Source organism: Croceitalea sp. MTPC6, assembly GCF_036985525.1.
Lineage (GTDB): Bacteria > Bacteroidota > Bacteroidia > Flavobacteriales > Flavobacteriaceae > Croceitalea.
This window is the reverse complement of record NZ_BTGR01000001.1, coordinates 342378-361264: the sequence shown is the minus strand read 5'-3', so window position 1 is coordinate 361264 and position 18887 is coordinate 342378. Positions and strand designations below refer to the sequence as shown.

15 protein-coding genes are annotated in these 18887 nt (G+C 37.1%); 13 read left to right on the top strand and 2 right to left on the bottom strand.

The window, feature by feature from the left end; all coding sequences use genetic code 11:
* Window positions 1-2 precede the first annotated feature (2 nt).
* Together AACP56_RS01670 and AACP56_RS01665 are read left to right on the top strand one after the other, a co-directional pair.
* Complete coding sequence (locus AACP56_RS01670; RefSeq protein ID WP_339334127.1) at window positions 3-2402, top strand: penicillin acylase family protein; 2400 nt, start codon at window positions 3-5, stop codon at window positions 2400-2402.
* Between the two features lie 3 nt (window positions 2403-2405).
* A complete protein-coding gene (locus AACP56_RS01665) occupies window positions 2406-3941 on the top strand; it encodes a YifB family Mg chelatase-like AAA ATPase (protein WP_339334129.1) in 1536 nt (511 codons plus the stop codon).
* Window positions 3942-3943: 2 nt separating this feature from the next.
* Here the strand turns inward: AACP56_RS01665 and AACP56_RS01660 are convergent, their stop codons facing one another.
* A complete protein-coding gene (locus tag AACP56_RS01660) occupies window positions 3944-4390 on the bottom strand; it encodes a hypothetical protein (RefSeq protein ID WP_339334131.1) in 447 nt (148 codons plus the stop codon).
* A 222-nt stretch (window positions 4391-4612) separates the two neighbouring features.
* Between AACP56_RS01660 and AACP56_RS01655 the strand changes: the two genes are divergently transcribed.
* From AACP56_RS01655 to AACP56_RS01640, 4 genes are read left to right on the top strand one after another with little or no spacing between them, the layout of a single operon-like run.
* Window positions 4613-5803, top strand: a complete 1191-nt coding sequence (locus AACP56_RS01655; protein ID WP_339334133.1) for an Nramp family divalent metal transporter — start codon at window positions 4613-4615, stop codon at window positions 5801-5803.
* Entirely contained in the window at window positions 5804-6547 is a 744-nt protein-coding gene (gene pxpA, locus AACP56_RS01650) for a 5-oxoprolinase subunit PxpA (protein ID WP_339334135.1), read from the top strand.
* Window positions 6544-7275, top strand: a complete 732-nt coding sequence (pxpB, locus tag AACP56_RS01645) for a 5-oxoprolinase subunit PxpB (protein WP_339334137.1) — start codon at window positions 6544-6546, stop codon at window positions 7273-7275. Before pxpA ends, pxpB begins: the two co-directional genes overlap by 4 nt.
* The gene (locus AACP56_RS01640) at window positions 7268-8107 is read left to right on the top strand and encodes a 5-oxoprolinase subunit C family protein (RefSeq protein ID WP_339334139.1); all 840 of its coding nucleotides are present in this window, start codon (window positions 7268-7270) and stop codon (window positions 8105-8107) included. Before pxpB ends, AACP56_RS01640 begins: the two co-directional genes overlap by 8 nt.
* On the opposite strand, the gene AACP56_RS01635 is transcribed toward AACP56_RS01640, so the two are convergent.
* Window positions 8104-8832: a nitroreductase family protein gene (locus AACP56_RS01635; protein WP_339334141.1), complete on the bottom strand. Its 729-nt coding sequence runs from the start codon at window positions 8830-8832 to the stop codon at window positions 8104-8106. The two genes, AACP56_RS01640 and AACP56_RS01635, sit on opposite strands and share 4 nt — an antisense overlap.
* A 368-nt stretch (window positions 8833-9200) precedes the next feature.
* On the opposite strand from AACP56_RS01635, the gene ilvD reads away from it, so the two are divergent.
* The 7 genes from ilvD (at window position 9201) to AACP56_RS01600 (ending at window position 18878) form a co-directional block, all read left to right on the top strand.
* The gene (gene ilvD, locus AACP56_RS01630; protein ID WP_339334144.1) at window positions 9201-10877 is read left to right on the top strand and encodes a dihydroxy-acid dehydratase; all 1677 of its coding nucleotides are present in this window, start codon (window positions 9201-9203) and stop codon (window positions 10875-10877) included.
* Window positions 10878-10887: 10 nt separating this feature from the next.
* Window positions 10888-12621 (top strand): biosynthetic-type acetolactate synthase large subunit, encoded by a 1734-nt coding sequence (gene ilvB / locus AACP56_RS01625; RefSeq protein WP_339334146.1) that lies wholly within the window; start codon window positions 10888-10890, stop codon window positions 12619-12621.
* A gap of 6 nt (window positions 12622-12627) precedes the next feature.
* A complete protein-coding gene (ilvN, locus tag AACP56_RS01620; RefSeq protein ID WP_339334148.1) occupies window positions 12628-13170 on the top strand; it encodes an acetolactate synthase small subunit in 543 nt (180 codons plus the stop codon).
* A gap of 34 nt (window positions 13171-13204) precedes the next feature.
* Window positions 13205-14680, top strand: coding sequence for a ketol-acid reductoisomerase (ilvC, locus tag AACP56_RS01615; RefSeq protein WP_339334150.1), 1476 nt, complete (start codon window positions 13205-13207; stop codon window positions 14678-14680).
* Window positions 14681-14717: 37 nt separating this feature from the next.
* Window positions 14718-15983, top strand: a complete 1266-nt coding sequence (gene ilvA / locus AACP56_RS01610) for a threonine ammonia-lyase IlvA (RefSeq protein WP_339334152.1) — start codon at window positions 14718-14720, stop codon at window positions 15981-15983.
* A gap of 21 nt (window positions 15984-16004) precedes the next feature.
* Entirely contained in the window at window positions 16005-17585 is a 1581-nt protein-coding gene (locus AACP56_RS01605; protein WP_339334154.1) for an NADP-dependent glyceraldehyde-3-phosphate dehydrogenase, read from the top strand.
* A 183-nt stretch (window positions 17586-17768) separates the two neighbouring features.
* A complete protein-coding gene (locus tag AACP56_RS01600) occupies window positions 17769-18878 on the top strand; it encodes a DUF2911 domain-containing protein (RefSeq protein ID WP_339334156.1) in 1110 nt (369 codons plus the stop codon).
* The last annotated feature ends 9 nt before the right edge of the window (window positions 18879-18887 follow it).

The following is an 18887-nucleotide window of genomic DNA, read 5'->3' as shown; positions in this document are numbered from 1 at the left end:
ACATGAGAATAATAAAGAAAGCACTTTTAGTGCTGTTATTTTTATTGGTGCTCATTGGCATATTTTGCTTCTTCTTTATTAATTCCTTGAAGCCAGATTATGAAGGAACTAAGGAATTAACAGCCATTAGTTCTAATGTTGATGTTTATTATGACACCTATGGAATTCCACATATTTATGCTGAAAATGAGGTTGATGCAATAAAGGCATTGGGATATGTTCATGCGCAAGATAGGCTTTGGCAGATGGAGCTCCTGCGTCGTGTAGCCAAAGGCAGACTTTCAGAGGTTTTTGGCAAGGACTTAATTTCAACTGATAAGTTTTTTCTTTCCCTAGGAATAGATGAGCATACGAAGAGAACGGTTTCTTTCTTGGATACAGACAAAGAGATGGTTGTACTTTCTCAGGCTTACCTTGATGGTGTAAACGAATTTATTGAAGAAGGACCAACGCCAGTTGAATTTTATTTGACAGGTTTGGATAAAGAACCCTTTGCATTGGAAGATATTTATAACGCAGTTGGTTATATGGCATTTAGTTTTGCTATGGCACACAAAACAGACCCTTTACTTACAAATATTCGAAATCAGTGGGGTGCTGATTATGTTAATGAACTGGCAATTAACTCTGATAGTAGTACTGTATGGATTAAAAATTATAGAGAAAAGATTAATGATAGTATACCAGTTGGCATTACTGCTAGTGTAATTGATGCTTTAGAAAAACTACCTATTCCACAGTTTGTTGGAAGCAATAGCTGGGTTATTGCACCTGAAAAAACTAAAAATGGCAAAGTGATTTTGGCCAATGACCCCCATATTGGCTTTGCACAACCATCCGTATGGTATGAAGCACACGTAAGCACTCCTAATTATGAAAAGTATGGTTATCATTTGGCAGGTGTTCCTTTCCCATTATTGGGACACGACAGAAACTTGGCTTATGGCCTAACTATGTTTCAAAATGATGATCTAAACTTCTATTACGAAGAAACAAACCCTTCGGATAGTACCCAATATAAGACCGAATCTGGCTGGAAATCATATGAGGTAGTTTCAAAAGAAATTAAAGTAAAAGACGAAAAACCTGTGGCATTTAGCTATAAAAAAACCAGACATGGGCCAGTGTTGAATAAAATTGCAAATCAGATAAGTGGGGAGAGACCAGTTTCCATGTCATGGATTTATACCCAAATAGATAATGAAGTTATGGATGCTTTACATGGAATGACTCATGCTAAAGATATTAAGGAATTCGAAAGGTCACTTCCAAAAATACATGCTCCAGGTCTTAATGTTATGTATGGGGACGCCAAGGGCAATGTGGCTTGGTGGGCAACTGCCAAACTCTATCAGATGCCAGACAGTATTTCAACAAAATTTATTCTTAATGGGGTTTCGGGTATGGAGGAACCTATCAGATTTTTAGACTTTTCGGAAAATCCCCATGCAATAAATCCTGATTGGAACTATGTGTATTCAGCTAACAATCAGCCTGATTCAATTTCAGGGATGCTTTACCCTGGATATTATTTGCCCGAAAACCGCGCAAAACGAATAACCGCTCTTTTAGATGATAAAGATGATTGGGATAAAGAAACGGTAAGTGATATGATATTGGATGTCACATCTTCCGTAAATCCCGAGCTTGTTACTGAACTCATTAAATTGGTGGATATTTCTGGTTTTTCTGAAGAACAATTGGTACAGTTAGATGCACTTAAAAATTGGAAAGGAAATTATCCGTTGGAAAACACTAATGCAGCGCTATATCATAGATGTGAATATTATGTCTTAAAAAATACTTTTGAGGATGAGCTGGGGAAAGAGCAGTTTAAACAGTTTTTATCCACGCATCTTCTTAAAAGACAAATAGCTTGGGGGACTGGTAATACAAATGGTCTTTGGTGGGACAATGTGCATACTAAAGATAAAATAGAGACACGTGATGATATTGCTATAAAGTCATTTTCGGACGCATGGGCTTCTTTAGTTAGAGATTTTGGACCTCACCCTGCTGATTGGACATGGAAGAAAGTACATACCTTAGAGCATGAACACCCAATTGGACAAGTTGAATCTTTAAGAAAATATTTTAATGTCGGACCTTTTGCTGTTGAAGGTACGAGAGAGGTAATAAATAATATGAGTTTTCCTTATGATAGTACTGGTTTTTACCGTGTTAGCTCAGGACCTTCAACTCGTCGTATCATTGATTTTTCAGATATAGAGAACAGTATAAGTATTTTACCAACTGGTCAATCCGGGAATCCTTTTAGCAAATATTACAAAGATCAAGCAGAAATGTATGTAAAGGGAGAATTTAGAAAAATGATGATGAATAAAGAGGAAATAATGCAAACCTCAACTTCTTTACTTACATTTAAACCTTCTGGAAAGTAAACTATGCTCATTAAAGTTTTTGGTAGCGCTGTCTTTGGCGTTGAGGCAACCACAATTACTGTAGAGGTTAATATCGATAAAGGAATTGGATACCATCTAGTTGGTCTCCCAGATAATGCAATCAAGGAAAGTAATTATAGAATAGCAGCTGCACTGCAAAATAATGGGTATAAGATTCCGGGTAAAAAGATTACCATAAACATGGCACCAGCAGATCTGCGCAAGGAAGGTTCTGCTTACGATTTAACTTTAGCCATGGGAATACTGGCAGCTTCTAACCAAATTCAATCTGATGAAATAGAAAAATATCTGATTATGGGAGAACTTTCTTTGGACGGTAGTTTACAACCCATAAAAGGAGCTCTACCCATTGCAATTAAGGCTAAAGAAGAAGGGTTTGAAGGTTTTATCTTGCCAAAACAAAATGCAAAAGAAGCCGCGATTGTTAACGACTTAAAAGTTTATGGTGTAGAAAACATAAAGGAAGTTATTGATTTTCTTGATGTTAAAAAACCATTGGAGCAAACAATAATTGATACGCGAGCCGAATTTTATAAAAGTTTGGACTTTCCAGAGTTTGACTTTTCTGATGTCAAAGGGCAAGAAAGTATTAAGCGCTGTATGGAAATAGCGGCGGCTGGAGGACATAACATTATTTTGATAGGTCCGCCTGGAGCAGGAAAGACGATGTTGGCAAAACGCTTACCATCAATTTTACCTCCAATGACTTTACATGAGGCACTGGAAACCACCAAAATACATAGTGTTGTTGGCAAAATCAAAAACATGGGTTTAATGAGCCAACGACCATTTAGATCTCCACATCATACCATTTCTGATGTTGCCCTAGTGGGGGGAGGAGCTTATCCGCAACCTGGAGAGATTTCTTTGTCACATAACGGTGTATTGTTTTTGGATGAACTTCCAGAATTCAAAAGAGGAGTTTTAGAAGTTATGCGGCAACCTTTGGAAGATAGAGAGGTGACAATATCTAGGGCTAGATTCACGGTTACCTATCCAAGTAGTTTTATGTTGGTAGCCAGTATGAACCCAAGTCCAGGTGGTTACTTTAACGATCCAGACGCTCCAGTGACATCTTCGCCAGCAGAAATGCAACGTTATTTGAGTAAAATATCTGGACCACTTCTGGATAGAATCGATATTCATATAGAAGTTACACCTGTACCTTTTGAGAAGTTATCTGAGGAACGAAAAGGAGAAAGTAGTGTTAAAATTAGGAAAAGAGTTACTGCTGCTCGTGAAATACAGACTAAAAGATTTAGTGAATTGGCTAATGTACATTACAATGCTCAAATGAGTACTAAACAGATTCGAGAGTTCTGTGTTCTAGATAAGGGTTCGAAAGAACTACTCAAAAATGCAATGGAACGCCTTAACCTATCAGCTAGAGCTTATGATAGGATTCTCAAAGTAGCTCGCACAATTGCTGATTTAGAAGGCTTGGATTCCATAAATGGTAACCACATAAGTGAAGCTATACAATACCGTAGCTTGGATCGAGAAGGTTGGTTAGGGTGATTTTAACCAATCACCTTAATATTAGCTCTTAGGCCTTCTATAATTCCTTTAATGTTTTTTACAGTATCAATCAAATAATATTTGATTACGACATGAGGAATCCGTATAGTGGTAAATCCATTTTTAAAAGAATGCATGGCCTGCTCTAGATCATTGATTGCCTGGTCATGTGTAATCATTTCATAATCAGTGTCAATCTCAATATTAAGCTTTACTCTGGAAATAGCCATGTCTACGGATTTTTTACCATCCCACCATTCTAGCATGGGATTTACACCAGCTTCTTTTAAAGCATAGAATAAATGAATAGCTTCAAGAGGAGTTCCGTTGTCTAAGATTACTTTTTTAATAAGTTTTGTATGTCTAGCACATAATTCTACTCCAAGGGAGTCCATAGAATTTTTGTGCTCTTCATAGCCGATGTTTTTCTCACAATCTTTACAGGTCATGTTAAGTAGGTCGTTTGGTATTAATATTAAGATTTGGGATTAGTATAACAGTAACTTTTTTGGATTATTATCAGTAATCGACGTATGACATAAATCTTTTTAGGTGAACCATCATTTTTTAGATAAACGGTAAATTAAAATGTTAAAATTGTTGTGAAAATTCTATTGCGCATGGTTTTTTTTCTTCTATTTTAACAGCATGTTCCTTAAATGGTTTTAAATATGTTTAAGAAAATTGGTCCTGGTATTTTAATCGCCGCTGCATTTATTGGCCCAGGTACTATCACCGCGTGTACGATTGCGGGAGTTAGATTTGGATATTCGCTGTTATGGGCTATGTTAATTTCTGTTTTGGCAACAATGATTTTGCAGGAAATGGCTGCACGTTTAGGGATTGTGACGCAAAATGGATTGGCACATGCCATAAGAAGACAACTTACTTCTAAGTGGTTAAGAACGCTGATTATTATAATTATTTTAGGAGCTATTTTAATAGGTAACGCTGCTTATGAAGCAGGTAACATTGGTGGGTCAACATTGGGATTGCAGGCATTGTTTGGTGATAGTTACTCAAAACTCTACCCTTTTGTAATTGGTTTGTTAGCTTTTGTATTATTGTGGATGGGCAATTATAAAACCTTGGAAAGAGCTTTTATGGGTTTAATTTTTTTAATGAGCATCTCTTTTTTAATTACAGCCATTTTAACAAAACCAGAAATTTCTTCAGTTTTAAAAGGTCTGTTCCAACCTTCTTTTCCCGAAAAAAGTGCTTTTACAATCATCGCATTGGTAGGAACCACAATTGTCCCTTATAATCTGTTTTTGCATGCCTCTTTAGTTAATGAAAGATGGACAAAGAATGATTTAAAAACTGCCAAGTGGGATACATTAATTTCAATTGGTATTGGAGGTATGGTTTCGATGGCGATTATAATATCTGCTTCTGCAATATCATCTACTGAAATAACAGGAGCCTTAGATTTAGCAAAAGGTTTGGAACCCCTATTTGGAGAAACCGCTAGATATTTCATGGGTATAGGGCTTTTTGCGGCGGGCATTACTTCTTCAATAACAGCACCATTAGCCGCTGCTTATGTTGTTAATAGCTGTTTCGGCTGGAAGGCTGGCTTAAAGGATTGGAAGTTTCGTTTGGTTTGGATTAGCATATTGCTTATTGGAGTATTCTGTCTTTCATTTAAAATTAGACCAATTGAAATAATACAATTTGCCCAAATAGCAAATGGGATTTTGTTACCTGTTATTGCTGGTCTACTAGTGTGGATAGTAAATAAAAAAAGGGTCATGGGTACATACACCAATACAAGGATTCAAAACATATTTGGACTTTTAATTATTGGCCTCTCCGTTTTATTGGGAGCAAAAAGTATCTTTAAAGTTTTTGGCCTATTGTAAATGGAAGTGAAAAGCATAGATATTAACTCTGATGTAGGTGAAGGTTTTGGTAATGAAAAGCAACTTTTCCCCTTGATTTCTTCTTGTAATATTGCTTGCGGCGGTCATGCAGGGGACGAAACATCAATATTGCAAGTCGCTTTACTTGCCCAAAAGTATAAAGTTAAAGTAGGTGCACATCCGAGTTATCCAGATAAAAAGGGTTTTGGAAGAGTAGATATCAAAATATCCAATACGAAACTCAAGAACAGTATCGAAAAACAGGTAAATACCTTTCAAAAAGTTATAGAGACAAATGCTATAAAGATGCATCACATTAAACCGCACGGTGCTTTATATAATGGTATAGCTAAAGATGTTACGCTCGCGCATGTTTTTTTAGATGCTATTGGTAACTATAAGGATGAAACAATCCTATACGTTCCATATGACTCAATCATTGCTAGGGAAGCTACCAAGCAAGGTTTCAAAATATGGTATGAGGCTTTTTGTGATAGAAATTACAATAAAGATTTAACCTTGGTGTCTAGAAAAAAACCAGATTCTCTTATCACACGTCCTGAGGAAGTTTTAGAACATTTATTACCTATCATAAATAATGGCTCGGTTAAGACTGTTTCTGGAACTATCTCACATATAAAAGCAGATACCTTTTGCATTCATGGAGATACTCCAACGGCAATGGAAATATTGATGTATCTTACAGAAGAATTACCAAAACACCATATTAAAATAAGTAAGTGAAAAGTTACCCCATTACAGTAAAAGATTTTGGTAAAAAAGCGATTCTGGTCGAATGGCCAATTGAGATAGAAGAAGGTATTTTAAATGATATTATTAGATTTAAAACTATCTTGAAGAATCAATTTAAAGAAGGGTTAGAATTTGTTCCCGCATACAATTCTTTAACCATTATTTCTTCTAATGATTCTTTTGATTTGCAAGATTTTAAAAATGAACTACCTAGACTCTATTCGGATAGAAAAATTACTGTTAAAACAAATAAATTTCTTTGGAAAATACCCGTTTGTTATGATAATGAATTCGGAATAGATTTAGAAGAAGTTGCATCCCATCTTAAGACAAGCATTACGGAATTAATAGAAAGCCATTCTTCTTATGAGTATACGGTCTACGGAATTGGCTTTCTGCCTGGTTTCATGTATTTGGGCGGACTGCCAAAATCTTTGGAAACCAAACGAAAAAAGACCCCTAGGCTAAAAGTAGCCAAGGGTGCAGTTGGATTAGCAGGCAAGCAGACTGGAATATATCCGCAAGAATCCCCCGGAGGTTGGAATATTATTGGCAATTGCCCTATCCCAATTTTTAATGTTGATTCTGAAAAACCTTGTTTTGTACAAGTAGGGGATAAGATAAAGTTTGAATCCATTACCAGAGCTGAACATGACCTTTTTAAGATAGAAGGAGAAGTGGGGATTTACCAACCTGAGAAAATTGCTCTAGATGCTTAAAGTATTAAAACCAGGTTTTTTTACGACCATTCAAGATAGTGGTAGGTTTGGATATCGTGATAAGGGAGTCCCAGTCTCAGGAGCAATGGATATGATTTCTGTTTTTCGACTCAATACGTTGTTGGAGAATAAAGAAAATGCTGCTGTTTTAGAAATCACGATGACAGGGCCAACACTTCTATTTGAAAGTGACACCTACATTGCACTTGCTGGTGCATGGCTTTCCCCAACGTTAAATAACAAACCTATAGATAATTACAAAGTATATAAAATTGTAAAAGGAGACATTTTATCTTATGGTAGACTTGAAAAAGGATTTAGAAGCTATTTGGCTGTTAAAGGTGGCTTTAAGACCCAGATAGTACTGGGAAGTAGGTCACAGTATTTTCCATTATCTGATACCAAGTGTATAGCAGAATCCCAAGAGTTGAATTTTGAAGAGACAAGCAATTTTAAACCAAAAATTTCTGAATTACAAACAGGCACTAATTTAGATTTTAATTTTTTGGAAGTTCAAAAAGGACCGGAATATGATATGCTCAATGATAAGCAACTAGAGGAACTTTTTATAAATGATTTTTCTATTTCTAAAGAGAATAATAGAATGGCTTACCAATTGAATGAGACTATAGAGGGTCACTCAAATACAGTATTAACTTCTGCGACCCTTCCAGGTACTGTTCAATTTACTCCAGCGGGCAAATTAATTATTTTAATGAAAGATGGTCAAACCACTGGGGGTTACCCAAGAATATTACAATTAAGTGAAGAGGCCATAAGCGTTTTGGCGCAAAAGAAACATGGAGATTTTTTAAAATTTAAGTTAATTTAAATTTTGTGGTAGACTTCCTCAAAAGGGATTCTAAACCTAGGGCCGTAGATGCCTTTTTCATCTCTTATTCCGCAACTGATTACCATATTTATTTCAGCTCCTCGAGGTAGCCCCAATATTTTTTTAATCCTTAGTGTATCACTACCTTCCATAGGGCAAGTGTCATAACCAATTGCGGCCATACTTACCATAAAATTCTGGGCGGCCAAACCTGCGCTTTTATGCGCAACGATACGCATATCAGAATTTCTTACTTGTCTATAAATTGGCTTAAATAAACCGACTATTTGAAAAGCTAAATACTTTAGCCATCCAATAATTCCAAGAAAATCAAAATATAATGTTGGAATTAGCTTTTGGTAATAAGCCAAGGCGAATTTTTCACGTTTGGTATATTCGGAGAGTGGCTTATCTCCAAGGTTTGACTTTAAAAACTCAATGTTAGCTTGAGCCCTCTTTTTCCATAAATCTTTACGAGTAACAATCACAACCAATTGCTTAGCATATTTTGCCGCGTTTTGGCCCAAACATGCTATTGTCATTTTATTAAGCACCTCAGGCTCGATAATATGGTAAAACTCCCATAGTTGTAAATTACTGCTTGTGGCCGCTAGCGTAGCATTATAAATACACTGTTTTACTTTTTCATCATCTAACTCTGAGCCTTCTTTATAAACACGAACTGAACGGCGGTAATTAATAGCTTGAGATACTGTTTTTTCCATAGCGGTTAAAAGTATAAAATGTAGCTTGATTTTGTGACGAAAATTAATTTTACTACTATTATGTCATGAACAACAAAAATATAGTGATTAACATAATTGTAATTATTCCGGTATCGGGGTGATTTCAGTATATGTTATTCTGAAAAGCCCTGACAGCGACGTCAGGGCTTTTTTTGTGTCTTTTGTGAAGGAATGAGTATGGTATTTTATTTTGATTTAATCAATTGATAATCAGCAATATGAATGAATATGAATTTAAATGAATTTAGAGCATCGTAAACTGTTAAAATAATTCGGTATTCGAAACAATTATTTTTGATTAGAGAAGTATTTACAGGAGATAACTGGAATTTGAAAGAAATCTTTTAATGGAATTAAACAAACACAGCAAAAATGTTACTCAGGATCCTACGCAACCAGCCGCTCAGGCCATGCTTTATGCGATAGGCCTGTCTGAAGACGATTTAAAGAAGCCGTTTATTGGAATTGGGAGCACTGGGTATGAAGGGAATCCTTGCAACATGCATTTGAATGACTTATCAAAATATGTTAAGCAGGGGATTCAACAAGAAGACTTGGTAGGTTTAATATTTAATACAATAGGTGTCAGTGATGGAATTTCAATGGGTACTCATGGTATGCGTTACTCTTTACCATCCCGTGACATTATTGCGGACTCCATGGAAACTGTTGTACAGGCTATGAACTATGATGGCTTGGTAACCGTTGTGGGATGTGATAAAAATATGCCAGGAGCATTAATGGCAATGATTCGTTTAAACAGACCTTCGGTATTGGTTTATGGAGGGACAATAGCTTCCGGATGTTTAAAGGATAAAAAGCTGGATGTGGTATCTGCTTTTGAAGCCTGGGGAGAAAAAGTAGCTGGTACTTTAAATGAAGAAGATTACAAAGCAGTAATACAAAATGCATGCCCAGGAGCCGGTGCTTGTGGTGGCATGTATACCGCAAATACTATGGCTTCTGCAATTGAAGCATTGGGAATGGCAATTCCTTACAATTCTTCTAATCCGGCTACTGGTTCAGAAAAGGAGGTTGATTGTATTGCTTCAGGTAGGGCATTAAAGCACCTTTTGGAAAAAGACATAAAACCACTTGATATCATTACAAGAAAATCATTGGAAAATGCGGTACGCTTAATTACAGTGCTTGGTGGCTCAACTAATGCTGTATTGCACTTTTTAGCCATTGCTAAAGCTGCGGAAATTGATTTTGGACTAAATGACTTCCAGCATATTAGTGATACAACTCCATTTTTGGCAGATTTAAAGCCAAGTGGAAAATATTTGATGGAAGATGTACATAGAGTTGGTGGTGTGCCGGCAGTGATGAAATTTATGCTGGAAAAAGGGATGCTGCATGGTGACTGTTTAACGGTTACCGGTAGAACAATAGCTGAAAACTTAGCTGAAGTACCTAGTTTGATTGAGGGTCAAAAAGTAGTTAAAGACTTGGATAACCCTATAAAAGAAACGGGGCATTTGCGTATTCTTTTTGGGAACTTGGCGGTAGAAGGTTCTGTGGCTAAAATTACAGGAAAAGAAGGTTTGCATTTTTCAGGTCCAGCTAAGGTTTTCGAAGGCGAGTTTGCCGCTAATGATGGAATAAGACAGGGTCTTGTAAAAAAAGGTGATGTTGTTGTAATCCGCTATGAAGGTCCAAAAGGCGGTCCTGGTATGCCAGAGATGTTGAAACCTACAGCCGCTATTATGGGCGCTGGACTTGGTAAAGATGTAGCACTAATTACTGATGGACGGTTTTCTGGTGGCACCCATGGATTTGTTGTTGGTCACATTGCCCCAGAAGCTCAGGATGGCGGAAATATAGCGTTCTTGAAAGATGGAGATATTATTACCATAGATGCTGAAAAAAACACTATCTCGGTAGATTTATCAAAAGATGAGTTAGAAAAAAGAAAGGCTAGCTGGGAGCAACCAGCTTTAAAGGTGAAAAAAGGAAGTTTATATAAATATGCTAAAACAGTTTCTTCAGCTTCACAAGGCTGTGTTACTGATATGCTTTAAAATTGCGCTGATGGAAACACTAAAAGCTCAAGAGAAACAGAACAAGACAAAATCTAATATTAAAATTTCTGGAGCGGAAGCAATAATTCATTGCTTGCTAGCTGAAGGGGTAGATTTACTGTATGGATACCCAGGTGGTGCAATTATGCCTGTATATGATGAATTATACAAGTTTCAAGACGAATTAACCCATATACTGACTAGGCACGAACAGGGAGCTACACATGCTGCCCAAGGTTATGCAAGGATTTCTGGTAAAGTTGGTGTAGCTATGGCTACTTCAGGCCCAGGTGCGACCAATCTAGTCACTGGGTTGGCAGATGCGCAGATAGATTCAACACCTATGGTTTGTATTACCGGGCAAGTACCAAGACATTTATTGGGCTCAGATGCTTTTCAAGAAACCGATATCATTGGAATCTCTACCCCCGTCACTAAATGGAACTATCAGATAACCAAGGCTTCTGAGATTCCTGAAGTGATGGCCAAAGCGTTTTACATTGCTAAATCAGGTAGACCTGGTCCCGTTTTGGTTGATATTACAAAGAATGCACAATTTGATGAATTTGAGTTCTCTTATAAAAAGTGCAATGGGATAAGAAGCTATAAGCCCACTCCAAAACCTGAAATATCAGCTATAGAAGCTGCCGCAAAGTTGATTAACTCTGCTAAAAAGCCTTTCATTGTATGGGGTCAAGGGGTTATTTTAGGAGAAGCAGAGGAAGAATTAAAATCTTTAGTTGAAAAGGCTGGAATTCCCGCAGCTTGGACAATTATGGGAGCATCAGCATTGGATACGGATCACCCTTTAAATGTTGGTATGGTTGGGATGCATGGAAATTATGGACCAAATATACTTACCAATGAATGTGATTTGTTAATTGCTATTGGAATGCGTTTTGATGACCGTGTAACGGGAAAGCTAGAAGAATACGCAAAGCAAGCAAAAGTTATCCATTTTGAAATAGATCCCGCTGAAATTAATAAAAATGTAAGAGCTGATGTTCCAGTCTTAGGAGATTCCAAGGAGACATTAAGCTTATTGCTTCCACATATCAATTCAAACTCTCATAAAGAATGGTTAAATGAGTTTGATAAGAAATATCAGATAGAGTACGACACTGTCATAAAAAAGGATATTCACCCAACCAAAGATGGACTTACTATGGGTGAGGTAATTGAAGAGATAAATATAGCAACTGGACACAAAGCAGCAATTGTAACAGACGTGGGTCAGCACCAAATGATTGCTTGTAGATATGCGAAGTTTAAAGAAACTAAAAGCAATATTACCTCTGGTGGATTAGGGACTATGGGCTTTGCATTGCCAGCAGCCATTGGTGCCAAGATGGGTGCTATGAATAGGGAAGTGGTTGCTGTGATTGGTGACGGTGGGTACCAAATGACCATCCAAGAGCTAGGCGTGATTTTCCAGCATAATATTCCCGTGAAAATTGTGGTATTGAACAACGATCACCTGGGTATGGTGCGTCAGTGGCAAGAATTGTTTTTTGATAAACGCTATGCTTCTACTGTAATGGTAAATCCAGATTTCGTTAAAATTGCTGAGGGGTACCATATTAAGGCAAAATGTGTAAATGAGCGAAAAGATTTAAAAGCTACGGTTCAAGAAATGATTGCATCAGATAAGCCATACTTCTTGGAAGTTAAAGTGGAAAAAGAAGATAATGTATTTCCAATGATTCCTTCTGGGGCAGCAGTTTCTGATATAAGATTAAAATAAGACTAAATGAGCACTTCAAATAAAGAAAAACAATGGTTTACCATATCGGTTTATTCCGAAAATAATGTGGGATTGTTAAATAGAATATCAGGTATTTTTTTAAAGCGTCACATTAATATAGAGAGTTTAAATGTATCAAAATCAGAGATTGATAATGTTTCAAAATTTACTATAGTTGTGTATACTACAGAAACATGGGTACATAATATTGTTGGTCAAATAGAAAAGCAAGTTGAAGTCATCAAAGCATTTTATCATACTGATGATGAGACCATTTTTCAGGAATCTGCTTTGTTTAAAATTGCTTCAGATTTACTTTTTGATGAACGACAGATTCAAAATATCATAAAAGAGAGCAATGCTCAAATTGTAACTGTTGCCCGGGACTTTTTTGTTCTAGCAAAAACGGGGAGACGATTTGAGATAGATGAAATGTATGAGCAATTAAAACCTTTTGGTATAATGCAATTTGTTCGCTCAGGACGAATTTCAGTTACAAAAGATGAGATGCAGATATCTGCTCTACTTAAAGAATTTCAATACAACTAATCCAATTAAAACAATAAATTAAAGAGAACACACAATGACAAATTATTTTAATACATTATCACTTAGAGACCAACTAACACAATTAGGTAAGTGTAGGTTTATGGAATCTTCAGAATTTTCGGATGGTGTAACTGCTTTAAAAGGAAAAAAAATAGTCATCGTGGGTTGCGGTGCGCAAGGATTGAACCAAGGGTTAAATATGCGGGATTCTGGTCTGGATATCTCGTACACACTTCGTGATGCCGCGATAAAGGAAAAAAGACAATCATATATCAATGCTACTGAAAACGGTTTTTACGTTGGGAATTATGAGGAATTAATCCCAGACGCTGATGTAGTTATCAATCTTACACCAGACAAACAGCATACCGCTGTTGTAAAAGCTGTAATGCCGTTAATGAAAAAAGGCGCTACTTTATCGTATTCCCATGGGTTTAATATTGTAGAAGAAGGTATGCAAATACGTGAAGACTTGACCGTAATAATGGTTGCTCCAAAGTGCCCTGGTTCCGAAGTAAGAGAGGAGTACAAAAGAGGTTTTGGTGTTCCCACTTTAATAGCTGTACATCCTGATAACGATCCTGAAGGAAAAGGTTTAGCACAGGCAAAAGCCTATGCGGTTGGCACTGGGGGCAATAGAGCCGGTGTTTTGGAATCTTCTTTTGTAGCTGAGGTAAAATCAGATTTAATGGGAGAGCAAACCATACTTTGTGGTATGCTACAAACAGGTTCTATACTATGTTTTGATAAGATGATTGAAAAGGGAATTGATGCTGGTTATGCCTCAAGACTCATTCAATATGGTTGGGAAACTATAACTGAAGGGATGAAATATGGTGGGATAACCAATATGATGGATCGTTTGTCAAACCCAGCTAAAATAAAGGCATTTGAGCTATCTGAAGAATTAAAAGATATTATGCGCCCTCTTTTTCAAAAGCATATGGATGATATCATGACCGGGCATTTTTCCAAAACCATGATGGAAGACTGGGCCAATGACGATAAAAATTTATTGACATGGCGTGCAGCTACGGGCGAAACTGCTTTTGAAAAAACACCAGCTGGCAATAATGAAATTAGCGAACAAGAGTTCTACGACAATGGTGTTTTAATGGTTGCAATGGTTAGAGCAGGAGTAGAGTTGGCTTTTGAGTCGATGACGGAATCTGGAATTATTGCGGAATCTGCCTACTACGAATCATTACATGAAACCCCACTAATTGCCAATACTATTGCAAGGAAAAAGTTATTTGAAATGAATCGTGTGATTTCTGATACTGCAGAATATGGATGTTACTTATTCGACCATGCTTGTAAACCTTTATTGGCAGATTTTATGAAAGGCATTGATGTTGATGTTGTAGGAAAATCTTTTGCGGGTGCTGAAGGCAATGGAGTTGACAATGCTAAATTAATTGCGGTTAACAAAGCCTTGCGTGAACATCCAGTAGAAATTGTTGGGGCACGACTTAGAGAATCTATGACTGCAATGAAACCAATTGTTTAAAATAGTAAGGGTAACTATACCCTTTCGTTTATAGCTCATGAAAGAAACGGAAACTTCATATTTTCCCAAGATTGCGGATATTTATTCAGCTGCAAAGACTATTCGTCAAGTGGCGAGTCAAACTCCATTGCAGCAAAGTATTCGTTATTCAAAAGAGTTTGGTGCAAACATTTTGCTCAAAAGGGAAGATTTGCATCGTGTTCGCAGTTACAAAATTCGAGGAGCATTCAATAAGATAAGTTCGCTCTCCAATCAAGAATTAAAAAGAGGTGTTGTTTGTGCTAGCGCAGGTAATCATGCCCAAGGTGTCGCCTTTGCGTGTAATCATTTAGGAGTACGCGGCACTATTTATATGCCAGTAGTAACACCGAATCAGAAAGTTGACCAGACCAAAATGTTTGGCGGAGAGTGGGTGAAAATTGTATTAGAGGGAGATACTTTCGATGATTCTTATAAAGCAGCTATTGCTGCATGTAAAGTTGAAGATAAAACCTTTGTGCATCCGTTTGATGATCCAAAAACTATTGAGGGACAAGCAACAGTTGGTTTAGAGCTTTTAGAGCAATCAGAAAAACCAATCGACTATATTTTTGTTGCAGTAGGTGGTGGAGGATTAGCCTCTGGTTTATGTGGCACATTTCAAGCTTTATCGCCAAGCACTAAAATTATTGGAATTGAACCTTCGGGTGCTCCATCGATGAAAAAATCCATTGAGAATGGGGAACGTATTGAGCTTAAAGAAATAGATAAGTTTATAGACGGTGCCGCAGTGCAAAAAGTTGGAGTCCACACCTTTTCAATATGTAAAGATCACCTTTACAAAATGGAAACGGTTGATGAGGGAAAAGTTTGTCAGACTATTTTGGAACTGTACAATCGGGATGCAATTGTGGTAGAGCCTGCAGGTGCATTAACAATTACGGCCTTAGATGCTTTTAAAGAAGAGATTAAGGGTAAAAATGTGGTATGTATTGTTAGTGGAAGCAATAACGATATTACCCGCACCGCTGAGATAAAAGAGCGTGCTTTACTTTACAGTAGGCTAAAACACTATTTTATCATTAGGTTTCCCCAACGACCAGGCGCATTGAAAGAGTTTGTTGCTGACATTCTTGGTCCAGACGACGATATCACTCATTTTGAGTATTCAAAAAAATCCAGCAGAGAGAATGCCCCAGCGGTTGTTGGAATTGAATTAAAATCTTCTGAAGACCTTGCTCCGCTGATAAAAAGGATGAAAGAAAATAGCTTTTTTGGCGACTATTTAAATGATAAACCTGACTTGTTTCAATACCTAATTTGAGACAAATAATGGAACACATATATGAATACTATACCTAAAGAATTTCAAATAACAAAAGAAATCCACCATGACTCGTATTTGGTAAATGGTGAATTAAAAAAATGGAATGGTAAAACTACTCAAGTAACTTCAACCATTTCATCAACCAAAGCATATGCACCTACAGTTTTAGGTAGTATTCCTGATATGGGAGAGCCTGAAGCGTTAGAGGCATTGGATGCTGCTCTAGATGCTTACGGTAAAGGGCAAGGGGTATGGCCCACAATGAAAGTTAAAGACCGTATTGAATGTATGGAGTCTTTTGTAAAAAAGATGGAAACTAAACGGGAAGAGATAGTAAAGTTATTAATGTGGGAGATTGGCAAGTCTTTACCAGATTCTCAAAAAGAGTTTGATAGAACGGTTGAGTATATCTACGACACCATTGAAGATTACAAGCAAATAGATAGGAATGCGGCCAAGTTCCATAAATCAGGTGATGTATATGCTCATATTCGAAGAGGGCCATTAGGAGTTGTTCTGTGTTTAGGACCTTATAATTATCCGTTGAATGAAACATTTGCCCTTTTGATTCCTGCAATCATTATGGGAAACACAGCGGTTTTTAAGCCAGCTAAACATGGAGTTTTATTAATTACGCCTTTGTTAGATGCTTTTCAGAGTAGTTTTCCAAAAGGAGTGGTTAATATTTTGTTTGGTAGGGGAAGAGCAGTGGCGGCCCCAATAATGAAGACGGGAAAAGTTGATGTTTTAGCATTGATCGGAAATAGTAAGTCTGCAAATGCTTTACAAGACCAACATCCAAAAAGTAATCGATTGAGGTTAGTTCTAGGTTTAGAGGCGAAGAACCCAGCTATCATATTACCAGATGCAGATTTAGACCTTACAATCAATGAGGTCATCGCGGGAACAACCTCTTTTAACGGACAAAGGTGTACAGCCTTAAAGGTGGTTTATGTCCATGAGGATATTAAAGAAGAATTTCTAAAACGTTTTTCAGAGCGCATAGATAATCTAAAGTTTGGAAACCCTTGGGAAGAAGAAGCAAAGCTAACACCGCTTCCTGAACCGGATAAACCGGCATATATTCAAGAGCTAATAGATGATGCTTTGGTAAAAGGAGCAAAAATTCAAAATAAAAAAGGCGGAAGGCATTCAGAGAATTATATATGGCCAGCCGTATTATATCCTGTTTCTAAGGATATGCGCGTTTATGAAGAGGAACAGTTTGGTCCTGTAATACCAGTTCTTTCATTTAAGGACATAGAGGAACCTTTAGATGATATGGCGGAATCCAATTATGGACAACAAGTAAGTTTATTTGGGAAAGATGTCTACACTCTTTCTCCGCTAATAGATACACTGGCAAACTTGGTGTGTAGGGTCAATCTAAATAGTTCGTGCCAACGTGGGCCAGATGTATACCCATTTACTGGCAGAAAAGACTCTGCACAGGCAACCTTGAGTGTTCATGATGCTTTACGCTCATTCTCCATTAGGACATTCGTTGCCTTTAAAGACAATGAATTGAATAATGATACCATTGAGCAATTACTGGATGCTAAAGTGAGTAATTTTTTAAGTACCGATTATATTTTATAGATTAGAAACTCCTTTTTCATCTATTTTGGTAAACTCCAATCGGAGCTTACTTATTTTAGCCTTAACATATTCATTTTAACATAGTTAGCTTATTTTTTAACAATACCCTAACTAGGTTAACATTCTTGGATTGATACTTTTAGCGGACAACAACCAGTTTATTTATCAATTAAAAAGAAACAGATGAAAAAATTTTACTCACGACTATCAGTAATTGTATTATTGGCAATTTTTGGCATTACATCAGAAATCAATGCCCAACTTGACCTTCCTAGAGGCAGTCAAAAGGCAAAAGTGGCACAGCGCATAGGTATTACGGACATTGCCATAATGTATTCTAGACCAAGTGTTGGTGACAGGGAAATTTGGGGACAATTGGTGCCCTACGGAATGAATAATTTAGGTTTTGGAACTGCCAAAGAGTCACCATGGCGTGCAGGAGCCAATGAGAATACCATTTTTAAAACGACACATGACATTAAAGTTGAAGGTCAAATGCTTCCTGCAGGGAAATATGGACTTCATATGATTGTTAATGAAGATGACTCTGTAACTATTATTTTTTCAAAAAATCATGGTGCTTGGGGGAGTTATTTTTACGATCCTTCCGAAGATGTATTAAAAGTGAATGTCACTGCACAAGAAATTCCGCATGTTGAGCAACTTAAATATGAGTTTAATGACGTGGATGCTACATCTGCCGTTGCATCTTTGAATTGGGAAAAAAAACAGATTCCATTTAAAGTTGAAGTAGGGGTGACTGACATTGTATTGGCAGATATCCGCTCAAAAATGCAAACACAACCTGGCTTTAATAGACAAACATGGGAGCAGGCAGCAAATTATGCATTGAATAATGGCGGAGATTTAGGTGAGGCTATGGGGTGGATCGATGCCGCTATTGCTGGACAGTTCTTTAGTCAAAAAACCTTCAATAACATGGGGATTAAAGCTCAGATTCTTATGAAGCAAGGAAAAATGAGCGAAGCAATGGCCATAATGGAGGAAGCCATGCCAATGGGAACAGTTTTTCAGGTTCATGGTTATGGACGTCAGTTGATTACAGCTAGGCAAAAAGACAAAGCACTTGAAGTTTTTAAATGGAATGCCAAAACCCACAAGGACACTTGGCCTGTACACTATGGTTTGGCAAGGGCATATTCGGCAAAAGGAGATCATAAATCAACTTTAAAGCATTTGAAAATTGCTTTGAATAATGCGCCTGCTCAAGCTAATAAGGACAGGGTAGCAGCCAATATCGCTAAAGCGGAAAAAGGAGAAGCAATTAATTAATTCAATATT